General features: G+C 47.0%; 12 protein-coding genes. 4 read left to right on the plus strand and 8 right to left on the minus strand.

Annotated elements, in window-relative coordinates; genetic code table 11:
- Window positions 1–9 precede the first annotated feature (9 nt).
- From GJQ68_RS02635 to GJQ68_RS02645, 3 genes are all read left to right on the plus strand, one after another.
- Window positions 10–2217 carry a DUF4954 family protein gene (locus tag GJQ68_RS02635; protein ID WP_162415718.1) on the plus strand — a complete coding sequence of 736 codons (2208 nt, stop codon included), beginning with the start codon at window positions 10–12 and terminating at the stop codon, window positions 2215–2217.
- A 272-nt stretch (window positions 2218–2489) separates the two neighbouring features.
- Window positions 2490–4364, plus strand: a complete 1875-nt coding sequence (locus GJQ68_RS02640) for a hypothetical protein (protein ID WP_162415719.1) — start codon at window positions 2490–2492, stop codon at window positions 4362–4364.
- Window positions 4365–4375: 11 nt separating this feature from the next.
- Window positions 4376–6055: a glycoside hydrolase family 88 protein gene (locus GJQ68_RS02645; protein WP_235941015.1), complete on the plus strand. Its 1680-nt coding sequence runs from the start codon at window positions 4376–4378 to the stop codon at window positions 6053–6055.
- On the opposite strand, the gene GJQ68_RS02650 is transcribed toward GJQ68_RS02645, so the two are convergent.
- Entirely contained in the window at window positions 6037–7299 is a 1263-nt protein-coding gene (locus GJQ68_RS02650) for a glycosyltransferase (RefSeq protein WP_162415720.1), read from the minus strand. The genes GJQ68_RS02645 and GJQ68_RS02650 overlap by 19 nt on opposite strands.
- Window positions 7300–7443: 144 nt before the next feature.
- Here GJQ68_RS02650 and miaE point away from each other — a divergent pair, with 144 nt between their 5' ends.
- A complete protein-coding gene (miaE, locus tag GJQ68_RS02655) occupies window positions 7444–8031 on the plus strand; it encodes a tRNA-(ms[2]io[6]A)-hydroxylase (RefSeq protein ID WP_162415721.1) in 588 nt (195 codons plus the stop codon).
- A gap of 14 nt (window positions 8032–8045) precedes the next feature.
- Here miaE and GJQ68_RS02660 read toward each other — a convergent pair whose 3' ends face one another.
- The 7 genes from GJQ68_RS02660 to GJQ68_RS02690 form a co-directional block, all read right to left on the minus strand.
- A complete protein-coding gene (locus tag GJQ68_RS02660; protein WP_162415722.1) occupies window positions 8046–9074 on the minus strand; it encodes a 3-hydroxyacyl-CoA dehydrogenase family protein in 1029 nt (342 codons plus the stop codon).
- 54 nt (window positions 9075–9128) lie between these two features.
- The gene (locus GJQ68_RS02665; protein WP_162415723.1) at window positions 9129–10205 is read right to left on the minus strand and encodes a Gfo/Idh/MocA family protein; all 1077 of its coding nucleotides are present in this window, start codon (window positions 10203–10205) and stop codon (window positions 9129–9131) included.
- 102 nt (window positions 10206–10307) lie between these two features.
- The gene (locus GJQ68_RS02670; RefSeq protein WP_235941016.1) at window positions 10308–11147 is read right to left on the minus strand and encodes a 3-keto-disaccharide hydrolase; all 840 of its coding nucleotides are present in this window, start codon (window positions 11145–11147) and stop codon (window positions 10308–10310) included.
- Between the two features lie 4 nt (window positions 11148–11151).
- On the minus strand, window positions 11152–14157 hold the full coding sequence (locus GJQ68_RS02675; protein WP_162415724.1) for a PVC-type heme-binding CxxCH protein: 3006 nt from the start codon (window positions 14155–14157) through the stop codon (window positions 11152–11154).
- 113 nt (window positions 14158–14270) lie between these two features.
- On the minus strand, window positions 14271–15164 hold the full coding sequence (locus GJQ68_RS02680) for a phytanoyl-CoA dioxygenase family protein (RefSeq protein WP_162415725.1): 894 nt from the start codon (window positions 15162–15164) through the stop codon (window positions 14271–14273).
- Window positions 15165–15175: 11 nt separating this feature from the next.
- A complete protein-coding gene (locus GJQ68_RS02685; RefSeq protein WP_162415726.1) occupies window positions 15176–15937 on the minus strand; it encodes a 3-keto-disaccharide hydrolase in 762 nt (253 codons plus the stop codon).
- A 27-nt stretch (window positions 15938–15964) separates the two neighbouring features.
- Window positions 15965–17263, minus strand: a complete 1299-nt coding sequence (locus GJQ68_RS02690; protein ID WP_162415727.1) for a Gfo/Idh/MocA family protein — start codon at window positions 17261–17263, stop codon at window positions 15965–15967.
- Window positions 17264–17332: the final 69 nt, after the last annotated feature.

The raw sequence follows: 17332 nt of genomic DNA on the forward strand, positions 1-17332 counted from the left end.
GCTAATTCCATGAATAAAATAACGCGACATCCATTGTCCGATTTGGGATACCAATTCATTGAGGACCGGTTTTTACCTAAAGGCAAGGATGAATACTACTTGAGAAATAAGCAAAACCGAACCGAGACCACTTACCGGAAATTAAATGCCCGGGAAATTGAGCAATTGGTTCGCAACCAGAACCAATCCGATAACTGGAATAATATTCTGGTATCCGATGCCTTCAACCCGGAATTGGTCAAAAACTGCAAATTTTTTGGCTTGGTACGCATCGGTAAGCTGGAACCTTATTTCCTGGAATACCATAACCTGCGCATGCCGGTAGGAATTTACAACAGCCACATCATTAGTTGCGATATCGGAGACAATGTGGTGATTGATAATGTCCACTACCTTTCTCACTACATTTTAGGCAATGAGGTGGTTTTGGTAAATATCAACGAAATGGCCACCACCAGCCACGCAAAATTTGGGAACGGAATCATCAAAGAAGGAGAACCCGAATCCCTGCGAATCTGGCTAGAAGTATGCAATGAAAACGGAGGCAGAAAGATCGCTCCCTTTAGCGGTATGCTACCGGGGGATGCCTGGCTTTGGTCCCGCTTTCGGGCTGATGAGGCGCTTCAAGAACAGTTGTTGGCCTTTACCCAAAAAGCCTTCGACCATAAAAGAGGCTATTATGGAAAAGTAGGCGATCGCTGCATCATTAAAAACTCCCTCATATTAAAAGATGTCTGGATCGGTTCAGATGCCTATATAAAAGGAGCAAATAAGCTAAAAAACCTGAGCATTCACTCCCATCCGGAGGCTGTTACCCAAATCGGCGAAGGATGTGAACTGGTGAATGGCATTGTGAGTGAAGGCTGCACTGTTTTTTATGGTGTAAAAGCGGTGCGCTTTGTTATGGCCGCACATTCCCAGCTGAAATATGGTGCCCGGTTGATCAATAGTTACCTGGGCTCAAACGCCACCATCTCTTGCTGTGAAGTCCTAAACTCGCTGATATTTCCGGCTCACGAGCAACACCACAACAATTCCTTCCTTTGTGCGGCACTCGTTCAGGGACAAAGCAACATGGCGGCAGGTGCTACGGTAGGATCTAATCACAATTCCAGAGGTGCCGATGGGGAAATTGTCGCGGGCAGGGGTTTCTGGCCGGGCCTCTGTGTAAGCCTGAAGCACAATTCCCGGTTTGCTACCTTCAACCTGGTAACCAAAGGAGATTACCCGGCAGAGATGGATATTCCCCTCCCCTTTTCCCTGATCAGTAACGATGTTCACCGAAACGAATTGGTGGTTCGACCTGCCTATTGGTTTTACTACAACCTCTATGCACTAGCCAGAAATGCATGGAAATACAGGGACAGGGACAAACGGACCACTCAAACACAAAAACTGGAATACGATTACCTGGGACCGGATAGCATGCTGGAGGTTTTCCGGGGGCTGGCTATTTTGGAAGAACTATGTGGGGAAGCCTGGTATAAACGACAACCCTCCCAACCGCACCCAGGCAAAGACCTGCTGCGAAGCAAAGGAAGGGAACTGCTTTCTTCAAAGAAAGATGAAGTGGATAAACTAGACGTATTTGCCAATCATTGGGAAAACAGCAAGCGGAATGTTCGTTTGGTGAACGTCCGGAAGGCCTATCTGATGTACCAGAAACTGGTTCAATATTACCCTATCAAATGTCTGGTAGATAGTCTGCATTCGGACCAAGCGGTTGATTTTAAAAGTTTTGCCCCCTATTTCCCCAAACAAAGTCTTTCTTTCGAATGGATTAACGTAGGCGGGCAATTAATCCTGGAAAAGGATTTAAATCGCCTGGTAGAAGAAATTAAGAAAGGCTCCATCACAAGCTGGAAAAAAATTCATGACCGGTATCAAATTCTGGGGGAAAGCTATGAAAAAACAAAAACCATCCATGCCTTCTCTTTAGCCTTAGCCGCTTATGGACCGGATGGATCCCAAATGAATGCAACTATCCTTAAAGACATGTTGGTAACCGCCAAGTCCTTTCGCTCATGGCTGTCCGAACAAACCTACCTTTCCCGAAAAAAGGACTACGAGAACCCATTTCGAAACATGGTTTACCAGGATTCTGAAGAAAGAGACGTGGTATTGGGATCGCTCGAAAAAAACAGCTTTATTTTGAAAGATAAAGAGGATTGTGAAACCTTCGGGAAAAAAATAGATACCTGGATTGCCCTTCTTTGATCTGTCTGATTCATTCCTGTACTACAACAAAACCCCTTGAAGCATCCAATTCAGGAAACAAAAGCAATGGTAGCAAGCAACTCCCCTGCTATTTCTACCTCCGAGTGGTTTTTTATTTGAATAAATAGTGCTAAATTAAACTGTCTTGGTGATGGTAATGAATTGGAACTTAATATATGCCTGACAGATTTTCTTTTGCGACATTCATCTTCCTCGTAGGAACGGCAGTGGTATGTTATCAGGCGAAAGCCCAGCCTTGCCCTGAAAAACTTATGGCAGCAGCGCCAGGATCCAACTATCTGGAAATTATCTCCCCAACTTCCGGTCCTATTACCATCCCCTTGCCGGAGGTACAGGTATTTCCCGGAGGAGAAGAACGGATATACATTCTCCTTCCTGATGTATTGACCGAGCTCTCAACGCCCATTATCCGATGGAATGAATTGGTCCTGAAAAAACCGCTTCATTCGGATGAAAATTGGCAAGGCTCCCTGGATCGAGCTGCGTTTTACACAACCCAATGCCTACCGGATTTGGAGGAAAGCCATTTTTCCGAAGCCAACTCGCAGGAAGGGTTTCTATATAAAATGGAAAGCAACAGGGTTACCGTGCAGGGGACCATCTCCTTTGCAGCAATAGATGGTAAGCAGGTGAAACTCCATTTCAATGTGAGCGATCGGGAAGTACCCAGACCTCTGATAAACGACCTGGATGGAACGGTCTATTCAAGGGGTAATTCTCTGACCATCTCATCCGGTGAAATCAGCTATTTTCCAACGGAAAAGCTTTTAACAGGTGCCGGATTTGCGGAGGGAAATAATCTAAACCAACGATTTGATTTTCAGATAAACGGATTTCAGGGAGAACCTGGAATTTTCGTTACCAATGAGGGGCCTGATTATCTGGACAACTATTTTGTTTACAAAGTCGATGGAAATCCGGAAACTGAAATTTTTATTAAAAAATACGCAATAGACCCATCGGTTATCGATTCCCGTTCATTTTTTGAGCCCATTCCGGTTCGGTTAGCCCCCCAGGACCTGGAGCAGCTTCCCCTGGTCGCCGAACTAAATAGCAACAGTCTGTTAATTGACCCAAAACCAGCCTCCATTGAAGTACCTCTTGTCAATCAGGCATTTGAGGGCAATTCCCCGGATAGCCAACAAATAAGAAGCTTTGCCAACCCGTCCGTTCTAAACCCCGGTTCCTGGGAAAATGACTACACCGTTTTTTTCGAGAACCTACCGGTATGGAATCTTACCTGGATAGAAAAGGATTCAACGGACGGCCTCCAAACAATCCGCCTGCAGAATCGCATGCCGGAATCAGATACCGGTACACCTGGAATCGAACAGCGACTCAGTTACCAACAGGTGGAGAAAATGAATGAACGTTTTATGGAGATCTTCAAAACGTTTGATGATTCTTCCGATACCACTCAATTGAAAGAATCGATTTTGAGTCTATTCGAAACCAATGAGCTGGCTACCGCTGCAAGGATGAATGACCCCTTTGAAGAATTTTTGGTGACGACCATTTCTGCCTTTCGCGAAGCTGAAAAACACGCACTTTACACCGGATCTGCTACATCTGTTCCCACAATGGATGCGAATGCATTGGAATTGGCACCTGCAGTGCTGCAGGTGAATAAGGAAACCGGATTACCCGTGTCCAGGTCCTTTACGTTTAAGGAAACGAATATTCAAATTGCCTATGGGGAGGACAGTATATCGCTGACGGCAGTCAATGAAAGCCAGGGTCAACAATCCATCAATCTCCCCAATGCGGGTTTACTGGACATTTATCAATTTTTTGGAGCCCTTAGCCAGCTACCGCTTACCGAGACCTCTCAGATCAATTTGGGCTTTTTTGATTTGACACTCGTCGAAAAGCGCAGCGTAGAAGATCCCAATCAACAGCGCCTCCTCCTGCTTCCCAAATACATACATGTCAATGTGAAAGTCCTCGAAAAGTTAACCTATCAAGGCACCGGAGCAATTAAATTAGCGATTCATTTCAACGGCCTTCGCAATCCTTTATTCCCTGAAAGCTACGAGCCGGATTATACCGGCTCCTATTACGTAAGCCAGTCTTTTCCGCACCAACTGATCAAAGCTACTTTTAATCAAGGCTTGACCCTTCAATAATGTTTTCCTATATGAATACTCCACTATTAAAATACAATGCGATACTCCTTCTGTCTTATGCCTGCTTGATCGCCCTGGCCGCAGGAATGTTGGGTTCCTGTCAAGAAAACGCCGTACAGCCTTCAGAAAGCGATGTGTCGCAGGCGATGGAAAACGGCTACCTGGCCCATGAAGGATACACCCGGAGTCTGAAGTTTACAAGGGATTGGCTGGAGTACGCGGATCCGGAAACCGGTTTAATTCCCAGAAATCTGAATGAGAGCAAAGATATCTGGAATGCAAAAGATGCCGCAGCGGATAATTACCCCTTTATGGTCCTGACCGCTTCCCTACTGGATAGCGACCTTTATGAAGGAAAGCTGGCAAGCATCCTGGAAACCGAACAAAGGCTAACCAACCGTCTAGACCGTCTACCCGACACCTATTCCTTTTCCAAGGGTGATTTTGAGAAGGAGGAACTGGTTAAAGAGGAAATTATTTTTGGTGCCTCCGAATATATTAAAGATGGATTACTCCCGCTGACGGAATACATTGGACAAACCCCCTGGTCCGATCGCATGACAGCACTTCTAGACGATATTTGGAAGAATGCCGCTAATGAGACTCCCTATGGAATCCTACCTTCACTGAATGTAGAGGTTAATGGAGAATTACTACAGGCGCTTTCCAGGGTATACTGGATGACTGGGGATGAAAAATACCTGGACTGGGCCATTCGACTGGGAGACTATTACCTATTAGGTGACCATCATCCCACCGATGACTTCGACTTACTCCGGCTTCGGGATCACGGTTGTGAAATTGTCTCAGGGCTTTGTGAACTTTATGTGGCGACCGCCTTTGCCAGGACGGAAAAAAAAGCAGCGTATCAACCGGCCATCTATCGAATGATGGACCGAATTCTGGAAGTGGGGACCAATGAACACGGGCTGTTTTACAATCAAATAAATCCTCAAAACGGAGAAATACTCGATGAGGGAATTGCTGATACCTGGGGGTATACGTATAATGCCTATTACAGCTTGTTTTTACTGGATCATCACGAACCCTACCAGCAGGCTGTGCTAAGAGCCCTGGAAAACCTGAACCATTATGAGTACTACGATTGGGAAAGGGGAAGCTCTGATGGCTATGCAGATGCCATTGAGAGTGCTTTAAATCTTTATAACCGGGAACCACTACTGGAAACCGAAGACTGGATCGACAGCCAGATTCAACACATGTGGTCCCTGCAGGATTCAGCTCATCGTAGTGGAACGGAGGCCTACCGGGGCAATGGCATCATCGAGGGTTGGCATGGGGATGGCAATTTTGCCAGAACCACCCTGATGTACTGCCTTTGGAAAGCTCAAGGGGTAACCGCCTATCCCTGGAATAAGGATTTGTATCTGGGTGCTGTTCCGGACGAAAATGGAATTTTGGTTTCCCTTTTGAGCGAAGAACCCTGGAAAGGCACCCTCAAATTTGACCGGGAACGGCATCAACACATTTTTAACCTTCCCTTGGATTATCCCCGAATCAATCAGTTTCCGGAGTGGTTTGTGGTTTCACCGGAGAAAAAGTACCAGGTGAACTTCCCCTCCGGAGATGCCTCGGGAAGTTACAGCGGTGAGGAACTGATAGCGGGTATCGAAATCGATTTGGAAAAAGATCAGCAAATTGCGATCCTCATTCAGCCCATTGAGGAGTAGAACGCATCCCTCTTCCTGAAAAATGCCAATAAGTTTGCTGGCTCCGGGTCTTGCAAATCCGGTGAATCACTGGCCAAAATTTGTTGCGCGGACCTCGATACCGGTAGGTTTGGAAAGAAACGATCACGTAGGTGATGGGTTAATTTGAGCACCAAAAACCCATCAAACCATTGCCAGAATTTTTTCAAAAAAGAAGCTTTTGTGGTGGATTCACGCTTTAATTGCTGCACCCTCTCCTGAAATTCAACAATTGCCAACACCTCCTTCAAGGGCACAGGCAATTGCCATTTGTCAGGCTCCTGCTCATAAATAAGGGGTATTTGGGTAAATAATTCCTTTAAACAGGCATAAATATCCGGATGATAGCTTTCTTTTGCCATTGAATCGCCTCCCAGAAAGTCCAATTGTGCCCGGCCAGTACCGAAAGGTACCCGGTCTGAAGCCCTGGAGGAAGGAAAGACCGTCGCATCCAGGTAGGAAAATTTCACTACGGGTAATAGCTTGTGCATAAAGTAAAAATCCTCTCCGGCCCTACGACTATTCATCCCGCCAGAACGCGCGTAAGTCGCAGCCCTGACGGCCATGCAGGAACCAACAGTATGGATGGCAAAGGGATAGCCTGCCCGTTTCAACCCCTGAATGTAACACCTTAGATGGAGTTCGTATTGGATGATTCCTGATGCAAGTGCCGGTTTGGGTTCGTTTTTATACCGGTGTTCAAACATAAAATGCCCCAGGTCCAAAGAGGGGTCCTGAAAAGCCTTTTCGGCAGCAGCCAGGTATTGCTCAGAAACCTCACAGTCTGCGTCCAAACAGAGAATGGGGCCATTTTTTCCCAGTAGGCCCCAGCGGCATAAGGCCTCATCCATGCCAATTTTCCGTGCCAAACCGGCTCCCGCTTTCTTTTTTGGAAGTGCCTCCTCCCGAATTACCTTTACTTGAATGAAGTGTTCCGGATGCTGTGTCTTCCACTCCTGAATCTGCCGGATGCATTCCTGATTGATCTTCAATACAGCCTCTGAAGCGTCTAATGGTGCATTGACAACACAAATCACCTCTACCGATCCCGAGGTAGAACGACATTTTCCGAGTGAATTCAGGGTGATGTCGATATTGGGTTCCTTATAAGCCGGAATAACCACCACCAAAGACAGGTCCTCAGGCGGAAACTCCTTAAAGTAGGGTTCCCTTACCTGAAACCGTTTGGTATACGTAGAAATAATGGCTTGCATAGTGGATATCATCGGCGGGTGTTTTATTTCAGAAAAGTACAAAAAATACCGACACGGGCGAACCGTTTGTACTTTCCGGATTTAAAATTGAAAAAGATCCCTTACTTTTGCTTTTAACGTAAACGGAATTGCCGGATATAGAAAATTGAACCTGTAATGAAATATTCCATTGACCTTAAAGTTCCTTCCTCTGATGCTTGGCTGGCTGCTGTTATGGCTGATTTTAGTTCCTTTTTACAAGATCATGCGGATTGCGAACGAAAGGCATCGGCGATGGCTACTTCCTTAATTGCCAAATATCCGGATCGGGTAAAAATCATTCCTGACATGATAGAAACGGCCATCGAAGAGTTGGAGCATTTTCAGCAGGTATTCGAGATCATGCAACAAAAAGGCGTTCCGCTGAATAAAGAAATGAAGGAGGATCCGTACATCAAGCAATTGACCCCCCTTACACATGGTGGGACAGCCGAAAGCAGGTTTCTGTCCCGGATGCTGTTGGGATCGATTGTGGAATGCCGGGGATGCGAACGGTTCCGTATGGTTTCGGAGGCACAAAGCGATGAAGAATTGAAAAAATTCTATAAAATGCTTTGGACCTCGGAGGCAAAACACGGAAACATTTTTGTTGAACTAGCGTTGCAGTACTTTGACGAGAAAACGGTCTACGACCGCTTGCATGAAATGATGGTCTTCGAGGGCGAAGTCATAAAGCGTCTGCCGATTGCGCCTGCTTTACACTAAGCCCGGGAAATCCTCTAAGAGGACCCGTCATTTTTGGATTCCGCTGCTTTCTTAGCCTTCTTTTCTTCGAGTCGTTGCTGGATGATATCTACCGGGTATTTTTGGGTGAGCTCCCGGATTTCATACGAAAACTCACTGTAAAGTTCTTTCCAGATTTCAATTTCCTCTTCGGTGTAAGAATAAAACCCACGACCATTTGTAACGCCCTTACCTCCGGCATCCACGATATCATTAATAACCCTTCCCGGTGATGGGTCGTTATTCAAGGTTGGAAACAGGTCTTTCATCACCTCACGGTAGGACGCGATCCCGGTGAAATCCATCCAACGAAACACGCCCATCATGGGCAAAAAATAGCCTGCAACGTTTCTGCAGGCACGGTCTACGTCTTCCACCGAAGCGTAGTCCTGATCCACCAAATGCATGGCCTCCCGGTACATGGCGTACATGAGCCGATTGGCAATAAATCCGGGCAGGTCTTTTTTGACAAGTACCGTTTCCTTTTGCCAAAGCTCACCTAAATCGTACAGAAATTGGGCTTTCTCCAAATCGCTGTCCTTCCCACAAATCACCTCCAAAAACCGGGTGGTATAGGCTGGCTCCATCCAGTGCAAGCCGAAAAAGCGTTCCGGGTGACTCACAAATTGCTGTAAATCCGTAATGGGAATGGCGGAGGTATTGGTGGTAATCAAGGTCTCTTTGGAAACAATCCCATCCAGCGTTTGAAACACCTCTCCTTTCAGCCGCTTGTCTTCCTTAATGGATTCAATAACCAGGCGCGTTGGCTTTAAGTCCTTCAATTCAGCGGATGCAGTGAATTTATTCAAGTAGTCTTCGGCCTTGCCCCGGATCAGTCCTTTTTCTACCGCCAGTTTAAAATGGTCTCTTACCCTTTGTTTGCCTGCTTCCAGTGCATCCGGCATCAATTCCACCCCTATCACTGGGTGACCGGCCATTAACATACAAGCGGCAATACTGCTCCCCATCAGCCCCAGGCCAATGATGCCCACAGGGTAGTCCCGGGGATCAAAATTTGGTGTCATGCGTTTGCTTTTAATCGTATTTTTAATCGGAAAAGGAACCCCTTTTCCTGAAAATCACAAATTCACTACTTTCCCTGTCCTAACCGACTCGTCACACGCAAAGGCAATTCGCAGGCTATTCACAGCGTCTTCCATATGATCACTAAGGTCCGTATCCTGATGGATGGCTTTCAGAAAATATTCCTGCTCCCGCTTACAAAGGGCATTGTGATCGGGTTCATCGCTCAGATCAATCCACTCGTCTTCATGAGCGAATTTTTCCTCGGCATCCAAGGCTGCCCGGTGGTAGAGCAAGGATTCGGTTTTGGTATGCGATTCAATGCTATCCGATTTTCCAGACCCGCCTGCTTCCCGGGCCACGATGGAAACCGATCCGTTGGGACCGAATACGTCCTTGATGAAAAAGGCTGTTTCACTGACCATCGGACCCCAGCCAGCCTCATACCATCCCACCGAGCCGTCTTCAAAACGAATTTGGAGGTTACCGTAATTATAATTTCCATCGGGTATTTCCTCGGTTAACTTGGCTCCAATGGCATACACCTGTGTGGGCTTGGACCGGGTCATTTGACACATGACATCAATGTAATGTACCCCACAGTCAACGATGGGACTTAAACTTTTCATTAGATTTCGATGCAGGGTCCACATATTGCCTTCGCTCTGCTGATTTAAATTCATGCGCATCACCAGTGGCTTACCCAATTCCTGACTCATAGCAATAAATTTAATCCAGGAAGGATGCTGCCGCAATATGTATCCCACCACCAATTTTTTATGACTTTTTTTGGCTGCATTGACCACTCTCCGGGCTCCCTCTACGGTGTCCGCCAATGGTTTTTCCACAAAAACATGACACCCTCGCCCAAACGCATCCACAGCGAACGTCTCGTGCGTATCCGGGTAGGTATTGATACTGACGGCATCTGGTTTGGTCGTATCCATCGCCGAGTAATAATCATCAAAAAGAGGATAGCCACCACCTAGTTTTTCATTGAGTGCTTCTTTAGTCTTTCCTCCTGATACCAGGCCAACGATCTCAAAGCCTTCCAGTTGATGATAAGCCAATGCATGAGAAGCGCCCATATTGCCGCAACCCACTACTAAAATTTTTATTGGTTCTTGGGTCATGATTATTTGTTTTTATTGATGCCTTGGTTTATTTTTTCTTGTTTTGTCTGCTTAATTACGTTCAAGTTAAAAAAATATTCGATGAGGACGAGTGCCAATTAGCTATTTCTTTAGCAAGGGAAATAAAGCGATCTCCCTAAATGCAATTGAAGCTCCCTCCGACTGAACCTGAATTCTCCCAAACTCCGGACGAACACTTTTGGCGAAATTAACTAACTTACCATTAAGGTAAACGGCCACATTCCCCTCCCAGGCTTGTATCTCCAACTCATTCCATTCACCAACCTCCGCTTCTACATCCTGCTTGCCCCTAAAATCAATGGTATCGGACCATTTCGGAGACCTGCCGTACCAATTGATTCGACCCCCATGGATTCGTTCCCAATTTCCTTTGGGATCAAATACCCTGGCATTGCCCGGTTCCTTGTGTACTACCGGTGAACTGATCCCAAAAGAAGTTGAACCGTCCCCAACTACTATGAAATCTCCCGTGCCACCTTCAATGATCTGAACTTCGATGCCGTGCATCCAGATTCCATTATAGCCCCCATCCATTCCCTGTGAATGAATCAGTATGCCACTATCCCTGGCTTTCGCTTTCCTGTCCCCATAGGTTTCCCCGGTCCAGCGAAAGGTAGCCTTAAGGATAAAATTATCGTAGGGATCCTTCGTCGTAATGCATCCCCACTCCTCCCCACTGATTTGCAGCATACCGTCTACCACCTGAAATACCTGTAGCGGATCCTCGTTACGGCCCCTATCCTGGATAAAGGTATACCAGGCATTGAGATTTTTCCCATCAAACAAGGGAATCATTGTTCCCCGCTGCCATGCTGTTGGGCTCGGCAGGGATTGTCCAACACCAGGAAGGACTACAAAAATTGAAATGCCCATAAGAAACAGGAAAATGGGCGATAAAAGGAGATTTCTAAAGATTTTCATAGTTTTATTTATCTACAGTACGAGCATACATGCCATCGGGTAAGGATTGCAAATAAAGCATCAAATCACTCAATTCCTGAGTATCCATGACATTTTCCAAACCTGCCGGCATCAAAGATTGACCGGACGGGGATAGCTCCACCACATCCTGTTCGTTTACTAATTGGGTAATCCCCGGACCGAGCGCTATTTCGTATCTGCCCGCTTCATGACGTTTGATTATTCCGGAAAACTGTTGGGAAGCCGTCTTCATCGTAACGGTTTCGTATTCCCTGGCAAAACTGGATCCCGGGTATAGGATGGCCTCCAGGATGTCGTGCCTGGAACGAATTTCACCAATATTGGTCAGATCAGGTCCAAAATCACCGCCCTCACCGGCAACGGCATGGCAGGTCCCACAGGTGCCTTTACCAAAGAATAGCGCTCGTCCTCTGGATACATCTCCCCGGATCAAACTATTTTCAACGGATTCCAGTTTCTGCAACCGTAATTCCTGAGACCGTTCCAAACTATCCAATATGACTTGATTTCCCGTTGGAAAAACCCTTTTTACCAAATCGATAGAAAGGTTATCCCAAACCTCTTTTCGTTGCAATAGTTGTTGTTCTAATCGATCCAGGGTTTCAGCTTGCTGCGCTCCTTCGAAAATTTCTAAAACAGCAGGAATCAATTCAGAAGAAAGCTCAGGAAATATCCGATCAAGGATCCAATCCAGTCTACCCCGATCCAATGATAGGTTTCTGACAATGCGAAGAACCGATGAATGAGCTGTCCGCAGCTCTGAATCTAAAAGCTGCTTCGTAATCCACTGGAATTCCTGTGTTGATACCGTTGCTTCCTGGACCACCAGGGCTTGGTAGGCCATTAAACGAATAGCTATTTTCTCGGTATCAGCCCTGGCAAGGTCCAGCAATTCCTGATAAAAATCATTCAGCCCCAACTGAATGATCACCTGTAATGCGGCCTCTTTGGTTTGATTATCTTTTGATTTTAAATACTGACGCAGACTTGACCTAAGCGAAAACCCTACTTGTTTGGGTGGAAAAGAGGCAAGCATGGATAGGATTAATTTACGCTGTTCCGAATTAGAAGTTAGCTTTTCGGAAAGATGTCTTTGCACCTGCTCATTATCAATAAAGGAGGGCCAAATTTCTTGCAGTAGGTGCTCCTCTTTGCTGTTTTCTACCGAAAATGAATCAAAAAACGAAATAAAGGAACGGGACCAATCCGGATGGTTATTCAAAATCCAAACCGCCGTATTTGCTTCCGTGCTATCTTGAGATACCGGGTAAGGAGCAATCATTTCTTCCGTAAGCAATTCCTTGCCTTTTTGGTCCAGCGCAATTAAGACCGCTTTGTTGAAGCCCGATACCGCCAACTCCTGCAGCAGCAGGTCCTCATTTTTCATTTCGATGAGTGCGAAAATGGCAGCATGCTCAAAATACCTGTCTTCTGGATACCTTTCCAAGGCCCGCAAAAGGGGTTTGGTTGCCTTAGGATCGCCGATTTGTCCTAGCGCGGTAGCTACTTGTTTGGCCACAGGAAGGCTGGGATTGCTGTCCAACAACTGAATAAGCTGGTCACGGGCGGTAATTACCTCTGCCATGCCCAAGACGCGTGCGGTAGCGGTTTTTACCAGATCACTGGAATCCTCCAGGCCGACATACAATTGATGCCACGCTCTGGGGTTTTGGGTCTGGAAGAGTAAAAATACAGCCTTCGCTCGCACTTGTTCCTCCGGGTGCTCGCGCATTAGGGTTTGCAAATAAGGAATGGCTAACAGCGGTTGCTTCAACAGAAAATTTCCTGCTTTTTCAGCCACATCCGCTCGTGGATCTTCCAGCAGCTTTGCCAATTGGCCTACGGACAATGCTTCCCAGGGAATGGCCTTGCCCCAGGGATCCTGTGCTTTTCCCTTGATTTCCGTTTTTCGAATGCGATAGATACCCCCCGGCACATCTGGCTTAGCGGTACGGCTCAACGGGCATCCTGCTATAAACCAGCCTCCAGTATTGACCAGCAACAGGTTCCCATCCGGTTCCTGCAACACATCGGTTGGATGAAAATCAGGGATTTTACTTTGGAAAAACGGCTGACTGTTGGCTTGAAAAGAAGCCCCGTCGGGATTCAAGCTGGTGCGAATGACCCTTCCGGTATTAAATTCGGCGTGAAATAAATCTCCAGTAAATTCCTCACCCCAGGCCGAACCGCTATGCCGCATCAGGCCGGAAGGAGAAACCCTGGCCATGCGGTGCATCACCGGCATCAATGGACCCGTTTGCACCAGTTGGTCTTCCTGAATGACCGGATGTGGTTTTGGATAGACACCGTTTTCCACCCAATGCATCAGTGCATCCCGATACCCGCCTTTGGGATCAGTAAAATAGGTCATGGTTCCCAACACTTCCCCGGAAGGTGTAAACGCCAACTCAATCGCATTGTCAAAACCTCCCCCCGCAAAAGTCTGCAACTGGGTTCCATTGGGAAGGCATCGCCAGATTCGGGCTCCTTTTCCCTGGAAATGAACAAATTCCTTACTTAAAATATCAAATCCCCGTCTGGCATCGGCCAGGTACAACCATCCATCTGGTCCCATAAAAGGACCGCTCAGGATGGCCGCATTGTGGCTAAGTTTCCAGCCAGATAGTAAAATATCCCTTTCGTCTGCCACGCCATCTCCATCCGTATCGGTAAATTTAACCAGATTCGGAGCGGCTGTAACGATCAAACTACCCGCTACAAAAACGCCTCCCATGGGGAGGGGAATGGAATCAGCATAAACGGTTTTGTGATCAAATACCCCGTCCTGATCGGTGTCCGTCAAAAGGAGAATGCTAAAATCAGGTTGTTCCAAAATGGCATCGGTACTCTCGGTCTGTCCGCTGGACTCCATCACAAACAGCCTTCCCTGATCGTCAAATACGACAAACATGGGATACCGGACCAGACCGGGCTCGATGGCTTCCTCTACAATATAGCCATCAGGTAACTCCCAGGCCTCCTGATCCATAATCGGTTCTGTACAACCGTAGAAAGTGAACCCCGCCAATAATAAGATAAGTATTCGGCCTAACCACGGGCAAGTAGGAATGCTGTTCTTTCGGATATGTCGCATGCTACTTTTCAGGCCTTTGGATAGATTTTATCCCTGTCCAGCAGAAGTGGGAAAAACTGACCTTCTAGCTTTTCCCCTGGTCGGTACACCGGCACTCCAGCCAAAAGTTCCTGATCGGTATTGGATTGAGTCCCATCCGCGAATACATTCAAAACGAACGCCCTTCGGGACCTTTCGGACTTGTTTTCGTAGGATCCGTGCACCATTAAGGGGTGGTGAAAGGTACCGTATCCTTTTTTCATTTCTATGGGAACAGGCCGGAATTCTTCTTTTTGTGATTCGGTAAGGTAGTCCATCAGGCCTTCCATATTCCCGGCCAACTCTGGTTTGTCCAGCAAGCCCCAGCGATGGCTGCCCGGAACATAATAAATACAGCCATTTTGAATGTCTGCATCGTCTAAGCCAACCCAGCAGGTGAGGTGCTGCATGGGGACAGAGCGGGTCCAATAGGAGTAGTCCTGATGCCAGGCAACTACCCCGCCATGCTTGGCGGGTTTACAGAACAGCTGATCGTGCCAAAACCGCACGGATTTATCTTCCAGCAGCTGGCTGGCCGCCATTAAAAAGGCCGGATTCCACAAAATATCGTGAAATCCCTCTTTTATGCGCCAATGACCCAAGGAATGAAACAAAACCGTATTGGGATCCTCTGATTCATTGGACTTAAACTCGTAAAACAATTCATTCCCGGGGTGATTGGGATCGGTTAACGCCTCCAACTCATCGTTTAGCTGGTCTATTTGCCAGGAATCCAATAATTTGATATGGGAGAGGTAGCCATTTTCCTTGAAAAAAGCAATTTGTTCCTCCGAGAGCCGGTACTTTTCCCATTCTTTCTCCGATTGTGGCCACTCAAACAAATCAGATAGGAGTTCATGAATCTGGGATAGGTCGTTCACCATAAGGATCGGTATTAAGGGTTGGGTAATAACGGGGCGATTTGCTCCGCCGAAGTAACGCCGGGAGGAAGTGGGGTGACGGTCAGGTTGCGGAAATGGATCGGAGCCCCCTCCGATTCCAGACAGATATACCCTTTTTTCTGCGTTGACTGGCTGATGCCGTTTACAAACTTCCCGTTTACAGACAGTTTGATGACACCATCCACACAAACGACAACGTACGTGTTCCATTCTCCCTTGCCCAGGCATCGGTTTTCGATGGATTTGCTCCGGGTTCCCCGCGGGTTGTCCGGAACGGTTTCCACTCCACCCACACCAAATAATTCCCCATGTACATAGGCTATGGGTGGTAGCTCCCCATCAGGCCTTCTATTTTGGTTAACCCAGTCCAATTCCAGCATTTGCACCTCCACTCCATCAGGAAGGCGGTTTTCGCCAGGCACTGCTCCGGACCAGACAAAGCTACCGGAATTTCCGCCGGCCTCCATGTGCTTCCATTCCACATACATGATGAAATTTTCGTATTGCTTTTCCGACCGGATAACTCCTATGGGCATGCCTTCACAGACCAGTTCATCTCCTTCAAATCTCCAGGTATCCGCACCTGTATTGACATCTATCCAGCGAATGCCTTGTTCATCGCTGGTCTTTCCTTGAATCAAGGCATTCAGATCTTGCTCCTTTCCAAACTCAAACAATAAATCCTGGGCCTTTAGTTTTGTAGAAAAAAGCAGCAGGAAAAGTAGAAATACGGGTATTATTTGTCTATTATTCATAAAATTAATTTAAAAACTCATCAGATGCTACACCACTTTAGTAATTCCCGGAACGGCAATCGGCGGCACGTCTACCACCAGATCCCAGCGGTAATCATCTGCGGCCGGTCCCAATTTATGTTCGCTGTTCATCGCCTGCTCCCAGGTAATGGTTTGTCCACTGTAGCCCACCATGCGGCCTAAAATGGCAAGCATGGTACTATTTGCCATCAGCTCGCCTTCGTTCATGGGTTGGCCTGCTCGAATGGAGGCAAAAAGTTCTTCGTGCTGCGTCTCGTAGGGGTTGTTGGATTCTCCCTTGTAATCCCAGCGTTCGGAGCCCATGGTAGCGTGGATCCTTTTACCAATATCAACGGAGGCAAACCCTTCGGTTCCGGCGATATCTACTTTATTGGTGTTGGAGCAACCTTTTTGTTGCCTGCTGAAATGCACCCCTTTGATATTATTTTCGTATTCGTACTCAATGGCAAAGTGATCGTAAATATTACCCCACTGAGATTCGGTCCTGGATTGGCGTCCACCGGTTCCGGTAGCCTGTAGCGGCAACCTGTCTCCCAGTGCCCAGGACATCATGTCCAGGCTGTGAACCATCATTTCAACGATATAATCCCCTGATAGCCAATCGTAGTAGTACCAATTTCTCAACTGGTACTCCATTTCGGTCCAATTTTCCTGCCGGGGCTTATACCACAAACCGCCTCCGTTTCGGGCGGTAAATACGTTGGTCACCTCCCCAATCTCCCCATCTAAAATCCGCCCAAATAGAGCTCGTTTCGGAAAGTCGTATCGAAAGGTAAAACCCGACACCACCGATAGCCCTTTTTCTTTCGCTTTCTTGGCAGATGCCAATACACTACGAACTCCAGGAGCATCCACCGCTACGGGTTTCTCACAAAATACATGCTTGCCAGCATCTACGGCAGCTTTAAAATGCGCTGGTCGGAAAGCAGGCGGCGTGGTAAGGATCACTACGTCCACGCCCGCATCCAATACCTTTTGGTAGGCATCAAAACCAACAAATTTCTGCGCATCCGTAACCTTAACTTGCTCCGGATTCATTTTCTTCAAGGACTGAAAGGATTCCTCCAGGTAATCTGAAAAAATATCTGCCATACAAGTAAGTTCGGCATCCTTGTCGGCTTTAAGGGCTTGGGCGGCCGCCCCTGTACCTCTTCCCCCACATCCGATAAGACCTACTTTCAACGGCTCCCTACGGGCAGCATAGCCCTGGCGGATCGAAAACCCCATGGGCAACACTGCGCTGCCAATGACTGCGGTGCCCGTGGATTTAAGAAATGTTCGCCGATTATTGTTTTTACTATCCATAATTTATAACTGCGTTACTAATGACCTGTTTTTTTCAAAATCAAGCGTAAAATACAATATGTCTTTTCA

It is taken from the genome of Cyclobacterium roseum (assembly GCF_010119225.1).
Taxonomy (GTDB): domain Bacteria; phylum Bacteroidota; class Bacteroidia; order Cytophagales; family Cyclobacteriaceae; genus Cyclobacterium; species Cyclobacterium roseum.

Coding starts and splice junctions, on each gene's coding strand:
- GJQ68_RS02645 (WP_235941015.1), top strand. CDS start 4,376: ATGAATACTCCACTATTAAAATACAATGCGATACTCCTTCTGTCTTAT.
- miaE (WP_162415721.1), top strand. CDS start 7,444: ATGAAATATTCCATTGACCTTAAAGTTCCTTCCTCTGATGCTTGGCTG.
- GJQ68_RS02675 (WP_162415724.1), bottom strand. CDS start 14,157: ATGGATCAGGAGGCCTGGGAGTTACCTGATGGCTATATTGTAGAGGAA.
- GJQ68_RS02635 (WP_162415718.1), top strand. CDS start 10: ATGAATAAAATAACGCGACATCCATTGTCCGATTTGGGATACCAATTC.
- GJQ68_RS02690 (WP_162415727.1), bottom strand. CDS start 17,263: ATGGATAGTAAAAACAATAATCGGCGAACATTTCTTAAATCCACGGGC.
- GJQ68_RS02680 (WP_162415725.1), bottom strand. CDS start 15,164: ATGGTGAACGACCTATCCCAGATTCATGAACTCCTATCTGATTTGTTT.
- GJQ68_RS02670 (WP_235941016.1), bottom strand. CDS start 11,147: ATGAAAATCTTTAGAAATCTCCTTTTATCGCCCATTTTCCTGTTTCTT.
- GJQ68_RS02650 (WP_162415720.1), bottom strand. CDS start 7,299: ATGATATCCACTATGCAAGCCATTATTTCTACGTATACCAAACGGTTT.
- GJQ68_RS02660 (WP_162415722.1), bottom strand. CDS start 9,074: ATGACACCAAATTTTGATCCCCGGGACTACCCTGTGGGCATCATTGGC.
- GJQ68_RS02640 (WP_162415719.1), top strand. CDS start 2,490: ATGGCAGCAGCGCCAGGATCCAACTATCTGGAAATTATCTCCCCAACT.
- GJQ68_RS02665 (WP_162415723.1), bottom strand. CDS start 10,205: ATGACCCAAGAACCAATAAAAATTTTAGTAGTGGGTTGCGGCAATATG.
- GJQ68_RS02685 (WP_162415726.1), bottom strand. CDS start 15,937: ATGAATAATAGACAAATAATACCCGTATTTCTACTTTTCCTGCTGCTT.